The following is a 17,391-nucleotide window of genomic DNA, read 5'->3' on the forward strand; positions in this document are numbered from 1 at the left end:
CGTCCCCGTCTCTCTCTTAAAGTGGTCCTCCAGCGGGGCCAAGTGACTCCCCGGCAGTACCCAAGGAACGAGCCAACACCTAACGGTCGATCACCGGCGCGCTGGCTGCGCCCACGAAGCATCCGCGTCGTGGATCGTGGCGTGGCATCCTTGCCGCTTGGGGCTGCGGACCGGCCCCACCCCCTGGCAGTAGCCAAGCCACCTGAACAGGACTACAGGCATGGACAAGACCAGCCTCCTCGCCTCCGCTCAACGCCAGATGAACCGGGCCATGAGCGCCTGGTGCACGAGCGACAACGACATGGCTGTACTCCATGGAGGCATTGGCACCGAACACCTCCTCAAAGCACTCCTCGCCGCCCGCCACCCATCCCTTCTCGTCGACGGCCGCGACTTCAATAGTCTCCTCCACGCCACCGGTCAGAGCACCTATGCAGCCTCTCCCGAAACCAAGGTCAAGACCATCGGAGCCCTTGACGCCTTCAAGCGCGCCGCTGCTCTCATCACCATGCCGGTCAAGGAACGAGACCTCGACCCGCTCCTGACGGCCCGAAACGGTGTGGCGCACCTCGGCGCTCACGACGACGCCGTCACCCATGACGCCCTAGCCATCGCTGTCACCGTGGCGGACGCTGTCCTGGCAGATCTCCAGGAAAACATCCCAACCTTCTGGGGACCGTGGACAGGCACAAGGCTGGACCTCGAACAGATGCAGCGAGAAGCCCAGAGTGCGGCAGAGCAGGCACCCGAAGGAGTGGGCATCGAGGCTGTCGATGAGCGGCAGCTGGGGAACTGGGAAGACGGTCTCCTGGAACCCGTGGCCGAGGACTTCCGCAGCGAAAGCTTTCAAGTAGCCAAGATAGCGGTGGCCGTGAAGGTTAGGTGCGCCAAGAAGCTGTATCGGGTCCTCTACTACGGGAAGACACCGGAAGAAATCGCGAAGGCCGACATGGTGGAACCAGAGGCCGACAGGAGCGAGTACGGCGAGTGCCTCTACCTGTCGGTGAAATGCCCTGTATGCGGAGCAGACGGCGATGTCGCGGCATCCCTTGGAAACCAGCCTAAGCGTCCAAAGAAGGGGAGACGTTCCCGTCGGGAAGGAGACTTCCCCGACTACTTCGACTGCGACACCTGCGGCCTCGAACTCGACAACCGCTACGAACTCGAAGTCCTCGGTATGGCCGCGCCGTCCCGGAACGGATGGTTCGGCTACTAGCCTCAAGATCGAGGCTAGTAGGTGGTGATGGGGGCCAAATCGGAGGGGGATAACACCAGTTGAACGCCGAGCGATTCACAGACCTGGCTGCGCAGATGATGCGATCCGCCCTCGACTCCTGGCGTGGCGGGAACCGTCTCTTCGCAGTCCTGCATGCTGGCATGGGCTCCGAGTTCTGCCTGAAGGCGGTCCTGTGCCACCACGACCCGCTGTTGATCTCAGCTCATGGGGACCGGGCGCTGCGCTTCCACACACTTGGCTTCGCGGGAGAGAGAGGAGTCAAGCCGCTGGAGCAAGCCCGAACGATCGGCATGGCCGAGGCATTCAAGGATGCGGAGGTCGTGATGCAGGGCCGCATGCCCGTCACGCTCGATGTGTTCACGCCGGTGATGGAAGCCCGCAACGGCATCGCTCACCTGGCCCACCACAACCCGGCCACCGCTGAGCATGTAGTGTCAACGGCCCTCCAGGTAGCTGAGGCCGTTCGTAAGGAACTCGACACGCCCGCTCCTGACTTCTGGAGGGGTTACGCCCGTGCCTTCCATGATCTCAGCAAGGTCGCAGCCATGCCGGCCATCCCGAAGATCGGCATGGAGCAAGCTGCGGAAGACTTGGCACAAGCCGAGGCCAAGGAGGCTGCACGTGCCGCTATGGACGCCGCCAAGAGCACTGCAGCCACAACGGCCGACGCGATCTCCAGGATTCCCCTGTGGGGTGACGCCCTCGGCAGGGACAAGGCTGCGCGACACGCCTTGAGCGTCGCGCACTGCGCCGTCGTCTCGGCCGCTTTGCACACCACCAGCATGCGGGCTCAGCGTGCCGCCGCGGACCTGCTCAAGTCGTACGGCTACCTGTCCATGGACCGAGACAGCGAGGTGTCACCGACCGATGCGGTAGCGGTGAAGACCCTGGTGGCCCGGAATGTGGAAGGAGCCTTCCGAGGCGCTCTCTCGTCAGAGCTGGAGTTCACTCTGTCGGAGCCGTCGAGTGACGTGGTGTGGCGTCCGCGGCCGTACGAGGCTGCTGGATACGGTACCTACCTGTGGCGGTGGGAGCCCTGCCCGGCCTGTCCGGCGTGGGGAGATATGTACGGCTACCTGGAGCACGACGTCTGCGTTGTCGAAGAATGCAACGCTGGCGTCTACTGCGGGGAACACGACGAGTGGGAGCCCACCACCGCCCACGCACAGGCGTTCGCGTGCCCCGTGTGTTGCCTTGTGCTTGATACCGAAGGGGAGTTGGAGGCGGCGTATATGGAGCTCGCAACCAACTTCGAGGGCTGAGCCATAGAACAGAGCTGGCCAGCATTGGTCTCCGCGCTGCCCTTTGGATGTCGCGTTAGCCCGGCTGATCACCTGGACGCCGCAGCTATGCACCACTACCGCACCAGAATGAGCGGGGAGCAGCGGGGAACCACGGTGAAATGAACAGATCTCCGGAAGGAGCACGGCCGACGTTCGCCCAGGTCAGCGGCCGAACCAGTCCAAATGCTCGCAGCTTCCCAAGCTGATGTTCAAGACGTCCGCCCGCAGTCGCAACTGGTGCTAACTGTCAACGGGGCCTGGGCGATTAGTCCACGACTAACTGATCATTTCAGAATGAGATCTTGGTCTGATGTCTCGGCTGAGACGGTGCTCAGTAGCGGGATGGAACGGGTTGCGCTGCCCGCGCGTTGGCTCGATGGGGCTTTGAGGAGGGAACCTTGTCGAGTTTGAGCTTCCCGTCGGCACGGGCGGTCGGGCGCGGGGCGGCCTGGTACCGCGGGGACTGTCACGTCCACTCCGTCCACTCGGACGGGGAACTGACCCCCGAAGAGCTGGCCGTTCGGGCAGGCGCGGCCAGGCTCGACTTCATCGCGACGACGGAGCACAACTCAGCCGCGGCCCCAGGTGTCTGGGGGCATCTGGCTGCCGATGACTTCTTGATCCTTCTCGGTGAAGAGGTGACCACGAAGACCGGGCACTGGCTCGCGCTCGGGCTCAATCCCGGCGAGCTCGTCGACTGGAACCACCAGGTCAGGGACGGACTGGTGGACAAGTGCCTGGACCAGGTCCATCGAGCAGGGGGCCTGTGTGTTGCCGCGCATCCTCATGCGCCGTATCCGTCGGGCGACTTCATGTTTCCCTTCCTCGGCTTCGACGTGGTGGAGGTGTGGAACGGACCGTGGACCTCGGACCGGCCCTGGAACGCTGACAACGAGGCGGCCCTGGCCGAGTGGGGGCGGAGCCTCGCGGCGGACCTCCACACGGGCTCGTGGCGGCCGGCGATGGGCAACAGCGACACCCATTTGGAAGGGCAGATCGGGATCCCTCACACCGTGGTCTTCGCCGAGGAACTGAGCACGGACGCGGTCCTGGCCGGGATCCGTGCCGGCCGCAGCTGGATCGCGGAGTCGGCGGATGTGGATGTGTCGTTCAGCGCTCATGCCGATGGTCGCGTTGCCGGGGTGGGAGAGCGGCTGCGGCTCACGACTCATGGTGCGCAGGTGGAGGTGCACGCGGCAGTACGAGGTGTGCCGGCGGGGACCGTCAGCTTCCACACCGATCGAGGGAAGGTCCACCGGGCATCCCTTCCCGGTGATGAGGCGGGCTCGGTGCAGTGGGATACGACGGCGGAGCAGTCGGCGTTCGTCCGCGTAGAGATCCGCCATCCCAACGGGCACGTCGCCGCACTCACCAATCCGATCATCCTCGGCTGACCGTTCGTTTCAGGTCCAGTACATCCCGGAGTTGGCCCTCCGGCTGCGTGCTGTAGATGTACGCCACGGCCAACGGCCCACGGCTCCCGTTACCGCAGCACCCCCCATCACGGCTGAGCATCACGCGCCACTCGACGGCAGACTGCGAGGCCAGCGCAGTCTCGTCGATGTCCGTGGACTCGTAATCCCTGGCGAGGGCGTCGCGCCCCCATCTCGGCCGGGTGGGACGAACAAGGGAAACTCGGGGGCGACTTCGACGAGGAGGTCCATTAGGAGTTCTGGACCCCTCGTCCGGTCAGGATGACAGGGGGGGCCAGCTGCCTAGCCTTATGGATTCTGGAGCGGCAGCCCGTGTTCCAAGACGTTCAGCGCCCGGTCCATCAAGTCGCTCAGGTTCTCCTTGAAACCACCCTGCGCCCAGTACAGGGTGATCTCCGACAGGCCGCCGATCAGGGACATCGCGTAGACGCGAACCTCCAGGTCGGCGGGGTCGCGGCCGGTGCGGTCCGCGACGATGCGGCAGAGGAGGTAGCCGGTGACGGACATGCTCTCGATCATTCGGGAGCGGACCGCCGGGACCTCCATCATCAGGCGGCTGCGTAGGCGGGTCGCCTCCGGCTCCTGGTCCAGGCCGAAGCTGATGGCCTTCTTCATCACGAACCGCAGGGAGTCCATCCAGGGCTCGTCCGTCGGGCGGGCGCGCAGCTCCTCCTCGATCAGGGGATCGAACTCGTCCGTGAGGACGATGTCCTCCTTCGTGGGGAAGTAGCGGAAGACCGTGGACTGCGACACCTCGGCGCGCTCGGCGATCTGCTCGATCGTCGTGGCGTCGTACCCCTGGTTCTCGATCAGTTCGTACGTCGCGGCACGGATCGCCATCCGGGTCTTGATCTTCTTCCGCTCGCGGAGGCCCAGCTGGGGGCGGTCGGCGAGGGGAGAGGTGCGTGCGGCCGTCATGTGCTCATTGTCGGCCATCGGGCCGGTCGGTAGCCAAGTCGGTAGCCATGTCGGAGGTCACCTCGCCAGCCATCTCGACAGCCGTCTCGGCGACCATCTCGCCAGCCGTCTCGGCGGTCGTGCCAGGCGTCGGGGTCGGGGCGGGAGACGTCGAGGGTGTCGCGGGCTTCGGCTCCGCCCCCGTGTGTGTCGGGGTGTTCGGCAGCAACGCCCCCGCCAGCAGTGCCGCCGCCAGTGCCGCCACCCCGCTCACCAGCAGGACCACGCCCATGCCATGGACGTACGCGCTGTTCGCCGAGGTCAGGAGTTGCGTCGAGCCCGTCCTCTCGGCGATCAGGTGGGCCGCCACCACCGAGTCGCCGGCCGTGTCCGCCAGGTCGGAGGGCAGGCCGGTGGTATTGAGGCGGTCGCGGAACGTGCTCGCCAACAGGCTGCCCAGCAGGGCGATGCCGATCGCGCCGCCGACCTGGCGCAGGGTCATCAGGAGTCCGGAGCCGCTGCCCGCGCGGTCGGAGGGTAGGGCGGCCAGGGCGCCGTCCATCGCTGGGACGACCGCGAAGCCGAAGCCGAGGCCGGCGATGGTCAGCCACAGGGCCGTGTAGCCGTAGGTCGAGTCGACCGTCGTACGGCTGCCCAGGATCGCCGCGAAGGCCAGGACCACCAGGCCGGCGGTCACCGTCGCCCGGGAGCCGAACCGGGCGTTCACCGGCTGGGCCGCCCTAGCGGCCACCGACAGGCCGGCCATCAGCGGCAGCAGCCGTACGCCCGTGCCCAGGGCGTCCGTGCCCAGGACCGCCTGGAGATACGGCGGGAGGACGAACATCAGGCCGGACAGGACGAACATCACCAGCGTCGCCGCGACCGTGTTGAGGAGGAAGCCTCGGTGGGAGAGCAGTGTCATGTCGAGCATGGGGCGGGTGGCTCGGCGTTCGCGTAGGACCAGGGCTGTGAGGAGTACGGCCGCTGCGGCGAACAGGGTGAGGACGAGGGCGTCGGTCCAGCCTCGGGTCGGGGCCTCGATGATCGCGTAGATGAGCGCGCCCAGGCCCGTCGCCGTGAGCGCGGTGGAGGTCACGTCCACCTTGGGGGAGGCCGGGTCGCGGGTCTCAGGGAGGAGGAAAACGCAGGCCGCGATGCCGATGGCGACCATCGGGACGTTGATCAGGAAGACCGAGCCCCACCAGAAGTGGTTGAGGAGCCAGCCGCCGATGATCGGGCCCAGCGGCATGCCGAGCGCGGAGCCGGCCGAGATGATGCCGACGGCCTTGGTGCGCTCGTGGGGCGGGAAGAGCGAGGGCAGTACGGAGAGGGCCAGGGGCATGACCAGGGCCGCGCCGACTCCCATCAGGGCGCGGGCCGCGACGATCCAGTTGACGTCCCCGGCCAGCGCGCCGACGAGCGATCCGGCGAGGAAGACGCCGAGCCCGGCGATCAGCATCCGGCGCCGTCCGAAGCGGTCGCCGAGGAGGCCGGCCGGGAGCATCAGCGCGGCGAACACGACGATGTACGCGTCCGCCATCCACTGCTGTTCGCCGGTGCTCGCGCCGAGCTGCTCCGCCATCGTCGGCAGCGCCACGTTGAGGATCGTCATGTCGAAGCCGAGGACGAGCATGCTCGCGACCAGGGCGCCCAGGGCCCACCAGCGGCGGGGGTCGAGGGGTGGTGGGGTGTCTGTGCCCGTGCCCGTGTCTGTTCCAGTGACAGTAGCCATGAAATGAGAGTAGCTCTCAAAAGATGGAGGCTGTCAACTAGTGCGGGTGTGCGGGTACGCGAAAGACGGCCGCGACTCGGGAGTCGCGGCCGTCCGGAGAGTGGAGGTCAGTGGTTATCCGTGCTGGTACGCCACCATCGAGATGCCGATGTAGTGGGCGATGAAGGCCGCCAGGGTGAGGGAGTGGAACACCTCGTGGAAGCCGAAGTAGCGCGGTGACGGGTTGGGGCGCTTGAGCCCGTAGATCACGCCGCCCGCGCTGTAGAGGAGCCCGCCGACGATGACCAGCACCAGGACGGCGATGCCGCCCGCCCGCATGAAGTCCGGCAGGAAGAAGACGGCCGCCCAGCCCATCGCGATGTAGCAGGGGGTGTAGAGCCAGCGCGGGGCGCCGACCCAGAACACGCGGAAGGCGATGCCGGCCAGGGCCGCGCCCCAGATGCCCCACAGGAGCCACTGCCCCTGGCTCGCCGGGAGCAGCAGCATCGTCAGCGGGGTGTAGGTGCCCGCGATGATCAGGAAGATGTTCGCGTGGTCGAGTCTGCGCAGGACGCCGTCCATGCGCGGGCTCCAGGTGCCCCGGTGGTAGAGCGCGCTCACGCCGAACAGCAGGCAGGCGGTCAGGGTGAAGATGCCGCAGGCGATGCGAGCCCGGCTCGAACTGGCGAGCGCGGTGAGTACCAGGCCGGAGATGAGTACGGCCGGAAACATGCCGAGGTGGAGCCAGCCTCGCAGCTTGGGCTTGATCTCATCGGAATGTGGCAGCGAGAGCGCCATGGGGCCCCGGCCGGCGGCCGGCGAGTCCATTGGCGCGTCGGGGGCGGACGCAGTCATGACGGCCATCGTACCTACGTAACCGTAAGTTACGCGTCAGTCCGGCGGCGGGAGGGGGGTGGAAGTGGCCAGCCTCTCATGTGTGTTGGGTCTCGGGTACGGCTGGTGAATGCGTGGTGACGCGGAGAAAACTCTAGAGGGGGTAAAGGGTGAGTGGCGATGGTCACGTCGCTCAGGTGTGAGGCCCTCTGGACAGATGGGCGCTCCGGTCGGATGATCAAATGAGTGCAGTCGGCACCGGATGAGCGCCATTGATCATCACCGTGAAGCATCCGGGTCGTGGCCCCCAAGGGGCAGTCAACAAAAAACCCTCATTCAAGGAGCAATCGTGGCGCGCGATATCGCGGCTCCCGTTCTCTCTGGCACCTTCCTCTCCGACACCGTCCCGACCAATCACAAGCAACTGGTCTCGTGGGTCAACGAGATCGCAGAACTGACGCAACCGGACAACGTGGTCTGGTGTGACGGATCCGAGACCGAGTACGAGCGACTGTGCGAAGAGCTCGTCCAAAAGGGCACCTTCAGGAAACTGGACGCGATCAAACGCCCCAACTCCTACTACGCGGCCTCCGACCCGACCGATGTCGCCCGGGTCGAGGACCGCACCTTCATCTGCTCCGAGAAGGAGGAGGACGCGGGCCCGACCAACCACTGGAAGGACCCCGCCGAGATGCGGGACATCTTCGCGGGGGACAAGGGCGTCTTCCGCGGCTCGATGAAGGGCCGGACGATGTACGTCGTCCCGTTCTGCATGGGCCCGCTCGGCTCGGACCTCTCGGCGATAGGCGTGGAGATCACCGACTCCGCGTACGTCGCCGCGTCCATGCGCACGATGACGCGCATGGGGCAGCCGGTCCTCGACGAACTCGGCAGTGACGGTTTCTTCGTGCGTGCTGTGCACACGCTCGGGGCGCCGCTGGCCGAGGGCGAGGCCGACGTGCCGTGGCCGTGCAACTCCACGAAGTACATCTCGCACTTCCCGGAGAGCCGCGAGATCTGGTCGTACGGCTCCGGGTACGGCGGCAACGCGCTGCTCGGCAAGAAGTGCTACGCCCTGCGTATCGCCTCGGTGATGGCGCGGGACGAGGGCTGGCTCGCCGAGCACATGCTCATCCTGAAGCTGACCCCGCCGCGCGGCGAGTCCAAGTACGTCGCCGCGGCCTTCCCGTCGGCCTGCGGCAAGACGAACCTCGCGATGCTGGAGCCGACGGTCAGTGGCTGGACCGTCGAGACGATCGGCGACGACATCGCGTGGATGCGCTTCGGGGAGGACGGCCGGCTCTACGCCATCAACCCCGAGGCCGGTTTCTTCGGCGTCGCGCCCGGCACCGGTGAGCACACCAACGCCAACGCGATGAAGACCCTGTGGGGCAACTCGGTCTTCACCAACGTGGCGTTGACCGACGACGGCGACATCTGGTGGGAGGGCATGACGGAGGAGACTCCGGCCCATCTGACGGACTGGAAGGGCAACGACTGGACGCCGGAGTCCGGTGTTCCGGCTGCCCATCCCAACGCCCGTTTCACCACCCCCGCCGCGCAGTGCCCGATCATCGCGCCCGAGTGGGAGGACCCCAAGGGCGTGCCGATCTCGGCGATCCTGTTCGGCGGGCGGCGCGCCACCGCCGTACCCCTGGTCACGGAGTCCTTCGACTGGAACCACGGTGTCTTCCTGGGCGCGAACGTGGCCTCCGAGAAGACGGCCGCCGCCGAGGGCAAGGTCGGTGAGCTGCGCCGCGACCCGTTCGCCATGCTGCCGTTCTGCGGCTACAACATGGGCGACTACATGGCGCACTGGATCGACGTGGCGAAGGACAAGGACCAGTCCAAGCTGCCGAAGATCTACTACGTCAACTGGTTCCGCAAGAACGACGAGGGCAAGTTCGTGTGGCCCGGCTTCGGTGAGAACAGCCGTGTCCTGAAGTGGATCGTGGACCGGCTGGACGGCAGGGCCGAGGGCGTCGCCACGCCGATCGGTGTGCTGCCGGCCAAGGGCGCGCTCGACACGGACGGTCTCGAACTCTCCGAGTCCGACCTCGACTTCCTGCTCACGGTGGACAAGGACGTGTGGCGCGAGGAGGCGGCACTGGTTCCTGAGCACCTCAACACCTTCGGGGAGCACACCCCGAAGGAACTGTGGGACGAGTACCGGGCGCTGGTGCAGCGTCTGGGCTGAGGCCCACACCCCCTGAATCTCCGCGGCCGGTCGGACTTGCCCTGACCTGCGATGTCGTCACGGCCGGCCGCGGGGCTGCCTTTTCTGGACCTTTCCCCGACATTTCCCGGGCCTTTCGCCGACCTTCCACGACCCGTTTTTTCGTCTGTGCGTGCTATTGGTCACCCGTGGTGATGGTTTTCCGGCGGCCAGAGGGCGCAATACGGGCCTCGGGCGAGCGGCATGCGGCGTGTCCGGCGGAAAGCTGCCGACATGCTCACATCTCTCCCCTCACTCACAGCACTCACCTCCCGTCTGAGACCTCCGAGACCTCCGAGAACTCTGAAAGCTCCGACGCCTCTGAGAGTTCTGAGATCTCTGAGACCTCGGGCCGCCCGCACCGGCCTCGTGGCGGCCATCGGCCTCGCGCTCGTCCTGACCCTTCCGGGCACCGCGATCGCGGCTCCGGGCGACCTGGATCCCACCTTCAGCGGCGACGGCAAGGTGCTCACCGGCTTCGCCGACGACGACCAGGCCCGTGACGTGGCGGTGCAGCCCGACGGAAAGATCGTCTCGGTCGGCGCCTCCGCCGACTACTCGGTGCTGGAGAGCCGCTTCGCGCTGACCCGCCACAACCCCGACGGAACCCTGGACCCCGGCTTCGGCGGCCAGGGCGGCGACGCGGCCGGCACGGTGACGACCCCCATCAACAACATGGGCCCCAGCCTCCAGTGGAGCGCGGCCAACGCGGTGGCGCTGCAGTCCGACGGCAAGATCGTCGTGGTGGGCATGAGCTGGCGCGAGTACGAGGACTGCTGCTGGTTCGTGGTGGCCCGCTACAACGCCGACGGCAGCATCGACAGCAGCTTCGGCAACGACGGCAGGGTCTTCGCCGACATCGCCGGCCCGACCGAGGCCACTGACGTGGCGATCGACTCCAACAACAGGATCGTCGCCGCCGGCTACACGGGCGGCGAGATGGCGGTGCTCCGCCTGACCAGCGACGGCATCCCGGACACCACGTTCGGCGGCGACGGCACAGTCACCGCCAACCCGGCTGGGCCGGTCCCGCAGGAGGGCGGCGACGGCCGTGCGCTGGCACTGCAGCCCGACGGGAAGATCGTCGTCGGGGGCCAGGTCGGTTCGACCCGTTTCGACTTCGCGCTGATGCGCTTCAACTCCAACGGCAGCGTGGACACGAGCTTCGACGGCGACGGCATCGTCCGCACCGACTTCGGCGGCTACGAGGCCGTGGAGTCCCTGGCCGTCCAGCCGGACGGCAAGATCGTCGCGGCCGGCTCCAGCGACGACCGGGCCGCGCTCGCCCGCTACAACTCCAACGGCAGCCTGGACACGAGCTTCGACGGTGACGGCCAGGTCATCACGCCCGCCGCCGGCGCCGCCGACGTGGCGCTCCAGCCGGACGGGCGGATCGTCGCCGCGGGCGGCAGCGACGGCAACTTCACGGTCCTGCGGTACACCACCGGCGGCAGCCTCGACAGCGGCTTCGGCACCGGCGGTCGGGCGACCGCGGACTTCGGCGGTGCCGACACGGCGTACGGCGTGAAGCTCGACTCCGTGGGCAGGATCGTCGCCGCCGGCGCGGGCGGACCGAACACCGACTTCGCGCTGGCCCGCTTCCAGGGCGGCGGCAGCACGCCTCCGCCCCCGCCGGCCCCGGACCTGTCGGTCACGAAGAGCGGCCCCGGCACGGTGACCATCGGTGACCGTGCCACCTACACGATGACGGTGACCAACACCACGGCCGCCGCGACGGCGACCGGCGTCACCCTCACCGACACGCTCAGTGGCCCCGCCGCCTCGGTCGTCTCCGCCACCACCACCCAGGGCAGCTGCACGACCAGCGCCACCGGCGCCACCTGCAACGTCGGAACCCTCGCCGGCAACTCCGGCGCCACGGTGACGGTCGTCGTGGAACCCCGCGCCACCGGCACCCTCAGGAACACCGTCACGGCCGCCGCGACCCAGAGCGACCCCGCCCCGGGCAACAACACGGCCACGGCGACCACCACCGTGAACAACGCCCGTGGCTGCACGATCATCGGCACCAGCGCCACCGAGACCCTCACCGGGACGAGCGGCAACGACGTGATCTGCGGTCTCGGCGGCAACGACACCATCCGGGCCGCGAACGGCAACGACACCGCCCACGGCAACTACGGCGACGACAACATCGACGGCGGCTCGGGCGACGACACCCTGAACGGTGGCCCGGGCAACGACACCCTGACCGGGTACATCGGCAACGACCGGCTCATCACCGCCGACGGCGTGAGCGGCAACGACACCGCCAACGGCGGCGCCGGCTTCGACACCTGCACCACCGACCCGGGCGACACCCGCATCAGCTGCCCCTGATCAACAGGGCGGCAGGCACGGCAGACACCGCAGCGGGTAAGCGGATACGGCGACACGCTGTACGTCAGTCGCCGAGCCCGCCGCTCTTGGGCCCCCGGCCCTCCAAGTAGCGGGTGTGCGACTCCTGGCGGCGGGCCTCGATCTCCCTGAGGCCCGCCGCCAGAGTCTCCGCCTCTTGCCTGAGCAGCCCGAGCTGTCGCTCAAGATGCCGTTCCGGCGGTTCCTGGCCCGGCGCCAGCCGCGTCCACCACCGCGCGCGTACGAAGCTGTCGACGGCCTCGGGCAGGTCCTGGCGCACGATCCGCGACAGCGCGTGCACCCCTTCCGGGTCCTGGGCCAGCGCCTCCGACACCCACCCGGGTTCCAGCAACGCGCCGACGAGCCCGGTCAGTTCGGTCACCTGCCCGGCCGCCACGGGCGCCAGCTCGACCTGCGTCAGATACTCGTCGAGCCGCCCGAAGTCCCCCCGCAACTCGTCGAGCTGGGCGGAGAGTTGCGCCGACGGGTCCGGGAAGTCCGGCAGTGGCTGCCGCTCCGGCGGGGCGATCAGCGCGCCCGCGCCGTACAGTCCCGCGACGACGACCGGCCAGTAAGGGCCGGCCACACCCGTGAAGGTCAGCACCAGGCCCACCAGCCCGCACGCGCTGCCGGCGATGTTCTTACGGGACTCCAGGAACCCCAGGATGCCTCTGGGCCCGGACTGTCCCGCCTGTCTACTGGTAGCCACGGATCTCCTTGAACGCGCCATCGAGCGAGCCCTTCTGGGCGTCGAAGAGACGGCCGCCGGTCAATTCGGCGATGTGTGACAGTTCGGCGCGGTCGGAGTCACCGAAGAGGATGGGGAACACGGGTATCTCCCGCTGCTGGGCGGTGAGTTGTCGGTAGAAGCCGTCGAACTCCGCAGCCTTCGCGCCCGCCGTGTTCTCGCCGTCCGTCATCAGCACGATCGACGTGAACGTGTCGCGGTCGGCGCGCAGTTGCTCGTACGCCTTCTCCAGTGAGGTGTAGATCGCGGTGTTGCCGTCCGCCGTCAGCGCGTCCGTGTCCCGGCGGATCGCGTCGAGTCCGCTGCTCGGATCGGTGGGGCTCACGACATGGGTCCGCACACTCTTCACGTCCGACCCGAACGACATCAGGGTGACCTCCTCGCGGTGCCGGAAGTCGCCGGTCAGGCCGCGCAGCGCCGCCTTGAGGCCGGCCAGCCGGTCGCCCTCCATCGAGCCCGAGGTGTCGAGGACGTACACGGTCCGGGAGGGGCGGCGCAGCTTGTTCTCGTACGCGTCGAGCAGGCCGTCGGCGACGGACCGGCTGCCGGGGAAGGGGAGTTCACGGCGGCGTGCGGTGTCCAGGCCGGCCGCCGACGGCACGGAGGCGACGACGGGACGGCGGTGCGTGACGTCGGTGATCCGGCGCTGTGTCGCCGGGGTGCGCAGGGCCTCCGTCAGCCGGCGGACGGTCTCCCGGGTCGCGGCGTCGGTCGACGCGAGCGAGGTGATCGGGTAGTCGGCGGTGACGACCCCGTCGCGGGGCCGGATCACCGTGAGACCGGGGATGCCCTTGAGGACGGACTCGTAGTTGAGCAGGGCGTCGACGGTGCCGCGCCGGTCGTAGGCGGCGGCGAGCCAGCCCGACGAACTCGACGTCAGCTTCTGCCCCTTGAAGAACTCCTTCAACCGAGGAGACGCCTTCTGCACATCCGCGTCGGTCAGCGCGGACTGCGCCCCGGAGAGCCCCGAGGCGACCGAGATCAGCGTGGAGAAACCGGAGTTGGAACGCGCGGGGTCGGTCATGCCGTACGTCAGCTTCCCGTCCCGTACCGCCACCTCCACCTGGGACCAGGTGACCTGGTCGGGCTGCCAGCCCAACTCCTTTACGGTGGCGGCCTTGACGCCGATGGCGACCGGGCTCGACATGATCGGCGTCTCGGACACGACCTTCTTCGCCGCGTCGGGACGTAGCCGCAGATAGTCGTTGGAGGACAGCCACAGGGCGTCGTACCGGCCGTCCGTCTTCCCCGCCGCCAGCATGTCGATCGCGTCGAGGGTGCCCATGTAGGTGGGCCGGACCTTGATGCCGGTGTCCTTCTCGACCCGGTCGAGGACGGGCTTCATGTCGGAGAGCTCGCTGGACGCGAGGACGCGAAGGGTGCCGGGCTTGGGGGAGCCGTTGTCGAACAGTGGCTTGGGGTCCTGCTGTGTGGTGCAGGCGGTCAGCAGGGCGAGCGCCAGGAAAGCCGTGGCCGTGAGCCGGTGTCTCCTGCTCATATCTGGCCTCCGTCGAGTGCGCTGCGCGACTGGCTGCGGTCCAAGTAGGCGCTCGCGTGCTGGAGTTCGGCGGTCAGCGATTCCACGGTCGCCGCCATCGCCTCCGTCGCCTGGACCTTGTAGGTGTCGATGGTGTCGAGGGTGCGGTAGATCTGCTGGAAGGCGTTGCGCAGGGTCTCCGCGCCGACGGCCGGGTCGGCGGCGATGCGCTGGATCTCGCCGCTCTGCGTGGCGAGCATCTCGGCGTTGCCCCGGATGAGGTCCTCGGTCGTCCCGCGCAGCGCGTTGACCTGCTCGATGACCTTCTTCTGGTTGTCGAGGGCGGAGGCCAGCATCACGGAGATACGCAGCGCGGACACGGTGGTGGTGGCCGCGCGGTCGACGCCCTTGATCAGTTCGTCGTTGTTGCGGCGTACGACGTCCATGGCGAGGTAGCCCTGTGCGCACACCGCGAGCTGGGTCAGCAGGTCCTGGTGCTTCTGCCGGACCGGGAAGAGCACGTCGGCCCGCAGGTTGTCGGCGCCCGCCGGATCGACTGTGTCGACGCCGCCGATGTGCTGCTCGACGGCCGCGTCCAGGGCTTCCGTCAGGACGACGTACTCCTGGAGCTTGCCCATCGTCTCCCAGAGACGGACGCGTTCGGTCTGCAACGCCGCGCTGTCCCTGCGCAGTTCGTCCTGTCCGCCGCGCAGCGAGCCCACGATCTTGTTCAGGGTCGCCTGCGAGGAGGCGTACTTGGCGACGTGGTCGCGCAGCTTGTTGCCGCCGGGCAGTCTGGACAGGAACTTCCGTCCCTTGCCGGTGGGCAGGTCACGCGGGTCCAAGTCCTCTACGACACGCCTCAGTTCGACGAGCGAGCCCGCCACCTGCGACTGTGCGTCCCCACCCTTGCTCGGCAGGCTGCGCACGGCCCGTTCCAGCATGCGGTTGGACTGCGCGGCGGCGGTCCGCATCTCGCCGGCGCCGAGGCCGGTGATCTCCCCGACCCGGCCCGCGAACTCGGGCGAGCGGGCGTCGAGGGCGGCGAGCTGTCCGACGTACTCGGCGGCCTTGCGGGCCATGTCCGTACGGACGTCGTCGCCGACGGGGACGAGCCCGCCGGCCTTCTCGCGCGGCACGGCGGCGACGGGCTCGGGCGGGGTGAGCGTGAAGATGTCGTCGCCGCTCTGGCTGGCGCTCTGGCTGGCACTCTGACCGCTGATCTGGCTCGTGCTCTGGTCCGGCTTCTGGAAATTCACGTGTGATCCCCCCTGCTGCTGGTCACGACTGTCCTCGGGCCCGGCGCGCCATCTCGTGCAGCACCTGGGAGGTGGGCACGGGCGCCTGCCGGACGCCGGTCAGTCTCTGGTTGAGGTAGGCGGCGTGGGCCGCGGTGGAGGCGACGAACTCGGCGGCGTCGCCCTGCGGCCGGAACCCGTGCCGGACGGCGAGCTTGCGCAACACCGGGTCGTTGCTGAGGAGTTCACCGAGCGCGCGGCCCTCTTCGGTCAGCGGTACGACGGTGTGGTCGCTGTTGGCGGTGGTGTCCGGGTAGAGCACGGTGAGGTCGTCGGCGCTCTGCTGATCGCCGAGCAACGCGGCCACCTGCGACTCGTACACGAGGACGAGCGGGTTTCCGGCGCCGCTCACGAAGTCCCTGAACGCCGCGTCGGAGCTGGGCTGTTGGGCGCCCTGGACGCTGACCAGCTTGTGCATCAGGGGCGCCGTACGGGCGATGTCGGCGTCGCTCGCCACCACCCGGCCGCCGTTCGCGACGTAGCTCGTGGCCGCGAGGTAGAGGGCGCCGGAGCTGGAACTCTCCGGGTCGGTGGAGGCGATGTAGAGGGTGCCGGTCAACTCCCCGTATTTGTCGGCTCCCCTGAGCTGCTGCCAGGTGCGGTCGGCCTCGGCCGCGTGGAGATAGGCGGCCATCTTGAGGGTGCCGCGATGCTGCCCCTTGTCGAGCGTCGCGAGTCCGTTGGCCGCGAGCACCTCGGCGGCGTTCTCGTGGGCCACGACGACGAGTGGCGAGTAGAAGGGGCGCGGCAGGGGCTGCCGTGCCTTGTACTTGGCGGCCAGTTCGTCGGCGGGCGCCTGGCTGGACGGGAAGGCGAAGTCGTAGCCCTTGAGGTCGAGCCCTTCCATCGCCCATGACCCGGAGGTCTCCGTCCGCACGGTGTAGCCCTTGGCGGCAAGGGCCTTCACCACGTCGGGATCGGCGAAGAACTCGGCCTTCTCCGACCCGATCACTCCACGCACGGTCTTCGTTGCCGTGCTCTGGTCCCCGTTGTCCCGGCCCGCCACGACGGCTGCCACCACGCCGCCGATCAGCAGGACCGCGAGGACAATCCCTGCGATTCGTCTCACAGCGGGAGCGTGCTCCCGGAATCCAACGTTCCCCGGCCAAAAGAATGAACAGAGGGTGAAGCGCCGGTCCCGGTACGCAACGGATTCCAGCCACGGCGTCCTGAGGGGCGGCAGCCCCCCTCAGGGGCGCGGGGAACTGCGCGACAAGCCACGATGCACCTGCGGCCGCACACAATCGCAAGCCCCCACAGCGCACCGCACCACACCCACCCACACCTCACAACCCGGCGTCACAAGAACCCCTGCTAAAGCGAACGCAGTGCTGTGGCACCCGGTCCGCGCGTCGCTGCGGGAGCACGCGGACCGGGGCCGTCGGGGGAGCCCGCAGGAGGAGGCGGGGCTCAGTGGGACGCGAGGGCGTGGGGCTCGATCACCTCGGCGTGGGCGTCCATGCGCTCGGCGGCGAGAATCGCGGCGGCCGTGTCGGCACGGGAGGCCGCGACGACCAGCGCGCGTCCGGCGAGCGCGTGGGCGCGCTGGTGCAGGACGGTGAGGTCGGGGGCGGCGGCCGCGGGGGCGGACGCGCGGACCGGCGTACGGCCACGGTGCAGCCTGCTCACCTCGCCGGCCAGGCGCTCCGCGGCGGTGTCCAGGTCGGCGGAGGGCGCGAGGGCGCGCAGCTCGTCGGTGGCGGTGAGGAGTGCGGCGAGGTGAACGGCCAGCTGGATGTCCAGCTCCTCCTCGCGCGACCTGTGGGGGAAGTCCGAGGCGGTGTCGGCCAGCGCGGTGCGGGTGCTGTGGACCGAGGGCGTGCGGATCGGTTCGTACATGGGAGATGGCCTCCTGTGCGCTGACAGGAAGCCATCCTAGCTTGGATTTAGTCTAAAGTTG

Annotated in this window: 13 protein-coding genes; 5 read left to right on the top strand and 8 right to left on the bottom strand. The window is 68.3% G+C overall.

Annotated elements, in window-relative coordinates; genetic code table 11:
• The first annotated feature begins 220 nt into the window (after positions 1–220).
• From OG241_RS36515 to OG241_RS36525, 3 genes are all read left to right on the top strand, one after another.
• A complete protein-coding gene (locus tag OG241_RS36515; protein ID WP_405821550.1) occupies positions 221–1,216 on the top strand; it encodes a hypothetical protein in 996 nt (331 codons plus the stop codon).
• A 59-nt stretch (positions 1,217–1,275) separates the two neighbouring features.
• Positions 1,276–2,499, top strand: coding sequence for a hypothetical protein (locus OG241_RS36520; RefSeq protein WP_405821552.1), 1,224 nt, complete (start codon positions 1,276–1,278; stop codon positions 2,497–2,499).
• A 419-nt stretch (positions 2,500–2,918) separates the two neighbouring features.
• The gene (locus tag OG241_RS36525) at positions 2,919–3,914 is read left to right on the top strand and encodes a CehA/McbA family metallohydrolase (protein ID WP_405821554.1); all 996 of its coding nucleotides are present in this window, start codon (positions 2,919–2,921) and stop codon (positions 3,912–3,914) included.
• Positions 3,915–4,241: 327 nt separating this feature from the next.
• On the opposite strand, the gene OG241_RS36530 is transcribed toward OG241_RS36525, so the two are convergent.
• The 3 genes from OG241_RS36530 to OG241_RS36540 all read right to left on the bottom strand — a co-directional run bounded on the left by OG241_RS36530 (position 4,242) and on the right by OG241_RS36540 (position 7,416).
• The gene (locus tag OG241_RS36530) at positions 4,242–4,871 is read right to left on the bottom strand and encodes a TetR/AcrR family transcriptional regulator (RefSeq protein WP_405821556.1); all 630 of its coding nucleotides are present in this window, start codon (positions 4,869–4,871) and stop codon (positions 4,242–4,244) included.
• A gap of 4 nt (positions 4,872–4,875) precedes the next feature.
• Positions 4,876–6,582, bottom strand: coding sequence for an MFS transporter (locus tag OG241_RS36535; protein ID WP_405821557.1), 1,707 nt, complete (start codon positions 6,580–6,582; stop codon positions 4,876–4,878).
• 114 nt (positions 6,583–6,696) lie between these two features.
• The gene (locus OG241_RS36540; protein WP_405821559.1) at positions 6,697–7,416 is read right to left on the bottom strand and encodes a hemolysin III family protein; all 720 of its coding nucleotides are present in this window, start codon (positions 7,414–7,416) and stop codon (positions 6,697–6,699) included.
• A 328-nt stretch (positions 7,417–7,744) separates the two neighbouring features.
• Between OG241_RS36540 and OG241_RS36545 the strand changes: the two genes are divergently transcribed.
• Together OG241_RS36545 and OG241_RS36550 are read left to right on the top strand one after the other, a co-directional pair.
• On the top strand, positions 7,745–9,592 hold the full coding sequence (locus OG241_RS36545; RefSeq protein WP_405821561.1) for a phosphoenolpyruvate carboxykinase (GTP): 1,848 nt from the start codon (positions 7,745–7,747) through the stop codon (positions 9,590–9,592).
• 387 nt (positions 9,593–9,979) lie between these two features.
• Positions 9,980–11,950: a calcium-binding protein gene (locus OG241_RS36550; RefSeq protein ID WP_405821563.1), complete on the top strand. Its 1,971-nt coding sequence runs from the start codon at positions 9,980–9,982 to the stop codon at positions 11,948–11,950.
• A gap of 64 nt (positions 11,951–12,014) precedes the next feature.
• Here OG241_RS36550 and OG241_RS36555 read toward each other — a convergent pair whose 3' ends face one another.
• From OG241_RS36555 to OG241_RS36575, 5 genes are all read right to left on the bottom strand, one after another.
• Positions 12,015–12,677, bottom strand: a complete 663-nt coding sequence (locus tag OG241_RS36555) for a hypothetical protein (protein WP_405821565.1) — start codon at positions 12,675–12,677, stop codon at positions 12,015–12,017.
• Positions 12,664–14,214 carry a substrate-binding and vWA domain-containing protein gene (locus OG241_RS36560; protein ID WP_405821566.1) on the bottom strand — a complete coding sequence of 517 codons (1,551 nt, stop codon included), beginning with the start codon at positions 14,212–14,214 and terminating at the stop codon, positions 12,664–12,666. The genes OG241_RS36555 and OG241_RS36560 overlap by 14 nt, the downstream gene beginning before the upstream one ends.
• Complete coding sequence (locus tag OG241_RS36565; protein ID WP_405826634.1) at positions 14,211–15,416, bottom strand: toxic anion resistance protein; 1,206 nt, start codon at positions 15,414–15,416, stop codon at positions 14,211–14,213. The genes OG241_RS36560 and OG241_RS36565 overlap by 4 nt, the downstream gene beginning before the upstream one ends.
• A 58-nt stretch (positions 15,417–15,474) precedes the next feature.
• Positions 15,475–16,560 (bottom strand): hypothetical protein, encoded by a 1,086-nt coding sequence (locus OG241_RS36570; RefSeq protein WP_405821568.1) that lies wholly within the window; start codon positions 16,558–16,560, stop codon positions 15,475–15,477.
• A gap of 341 nt (positions 16,561–16,901) precedes the next feature.
• Entirely contained in the window at positions 16,902–17,330 is a 429-nt protein-coding gene (locus OG241_RS36575) for a hypothetical protein (protein WP_405821569.1), read from the bottom strand.
• Positions 17,331–17,391 lie beyond the last annotated feature (61 nt).

Source organism: Streptomyces sp. NBC_01390 (genome assembly GCF_045040105.1).
Classification (GTDB): domain Bacteria; phylum Actinomycetota; class Actinomycetes; order Streptomycetales; family Streptomycetaceae; genus Streptomyces.